This is a genomic window from Oceanobacillus caeni (genome assembly GCF_042678465.1).
Lineage (GTDB): Bacteria > Bacillota > Bacilli > Bacillales > Amphibacillaceae > Oceanobacillus > Oceanobacillus caeni.
This window is the reverse complement of record NZ_JBHTKV010000065.1, coordinates 1-1,873: the sequence shown is the minus strand read 5'-3', so window position 1 is coordinate 1,873 and position 1,873 is coordinate 1. Positions and strand designations below refer to the sequence as shown.

General features: G+C 32.2%; 1 protein-coding gene and 1 rRNA gene. One reads left to right on the top strand and one right to left on the bottom strand.

Going from position 1 to position 1,873, the window contains the following annotated elements:
• Window positions 1-63: 63 nt before the first annotated feature.
• On the top strand, window positions 64-1,059 hold the full coding sequence (locus tag ACFQ18_RS18000) for a hypothetical protein (protein WP_379566881.1): 996 nt from the start codon (window positions 64-66) through the stop codon (window positions 1,057-1,059).
• A 562-nt stretch (window positions 1,060-1,621) separates the two neighbouring features.
• Here the strand turns inward: ACFQ18_RS18000 and rrf are convergent.
• Window positions 1,622-1,736, bottom strand: a 5S ribosomal RNA gene (rrf, locus tag ACFQ18_RS17995).
• Between the last annotated feature and the right edge of the window lie 137 nt (window positions 1,737-1,873).

Here is a 1,873-nt window from a genome sequence, read left to right as displayed (position 1 = left end):
GGTGTTGAATCATAATTGTGGGAAACTGTTGAACCTTATTTGTGGAAAATCGTTTAATCCTACTTGACGGTTACAACAATCATTTTCATATTCTCAATTAGCTATCTCTGGAAATCATCTAATACAAAACGAACAAAAAGGTTGTTGTTAATTGGTTATCTTATTATATTTACGATTCAACTAACCTATAATGCTGTTGTAATCTATCCATTAAACGGCGGTGATTCATTCGAGAACACTAAAAAGATTATTGCTGTGCTTTTAATATTTTTCCCCTTTTCACTACTCTATATAAATTATCTTTATGTACTACAAAACAAATTCTTTCCATCAAACGAGAATGGCCATGTTGTGACCTTTGAAGCAATTAAGCTATTTCAAGAAAAAGGAAAAATCTTCATTAACACAATTAAAGACAGTAAGGGAAAAATAAATAGAGCAAATATGGAACAGATTATGTCGGATCTTCCGAGGCATCGTTATACGAAGTACACGAGTCAAAATAATTTATCTAGTACCTTCTTTGAACAATGTGAGCTCTCAATCAAGGAAGATAATAACCTATATATCATTGTGTCAAGTACAGGAAGTCCAGCCAGTGAATTGATTTCGGTATTTACAAAAAAGGAATATAATCATGTTTCTCTTAGTTTTGATAAAGATTTAAGGACTATCATTAGCTATAATGGTGGGGATAATATTCAGCAGCCGGGATTAAATGTAGAAGATTTAAAGTCGTTTCATCAGAAAGAGGACAGCAACATTATAGTTTATAGTCTTCCAGCAACAAAAGAACAAAAACAAATGATATTAGATAAAATAAGGTTAATTAATTTGGAAGGAAGTGCTTACAATTTAGTAGGCCTTGTAACCAAAGTTTCACTTAAACCTAACATTATGTTTTGCTCACAATTTGTTTATTCAATGTTGAAAGAAGTTGGCTTACATTACTTTGAATCTCCGACGACACAGGTTAAGCCCACAGACTTTGTAGAAAAAGATTACTATAGAAAACTTCAATTTGTATATGAAATTAAGTTTTCTGAAATAAAGAGATAATTCCTTGATACTTATTTAATATATCACTCAAAGAAGATAAGATTTTAGAGAGATATAAAGGATTTTAAAGGAAAATGAATAAAACTTTATTAAGCTAATGGGTACTTAACTGTAATAATATTTTCTAAAAAAACATAAAAGGTAAATCCATTCTCCAATTAAAGTGAGAATGGATTTATATACTTTCTGTATGGTTTTCTATTGTAGTTACAATTTCTTCAAATGTTTATTTATGATTAACTACATCAACTATAAAGTCTTGTTCTTCCTCAAGCCAATGCTGATAAATTACTCCCGAGTGCTGATATCCTCAAACGACCCCCTTAAAGTTTAAAACTTCTAAATGATATAACACTGCTTAGTTCCTATTCTTGCCTAAATTGTCGATTCCTTTATGATAATTCATCATTATTTCCCTGGAAATGTCGAATCCCATGAAAGGATATAAAATTATGTATTATAGATCAAACGTTTGTTTTAATAGCAGATGGGATAGGTTTTTAACTTTCATATATAAAAAAGACAGGATATGATTTTCTATCATATCCTGTCTTTCCATATTGCCTGGCGGCGTCCTACTCTCGCAGGGGGAACCCCCAACTACCATCAGCGCTGGAGAGCTTAACTTCTGTGTTCGGTATGGGAACAGGTGTGACCTCTCCGCCATCACTACCAGACAAATGATATTCAATTAGGATTTGTATCCTGAAAACTAAATAAGAGTAAATCATGACAACAAAAGAATTTAGTTAAGTCCTCGATCGATTAGTATTTGTCAGCTCCACGTGTCGCCACGCTTCCACCTCAAACCTAT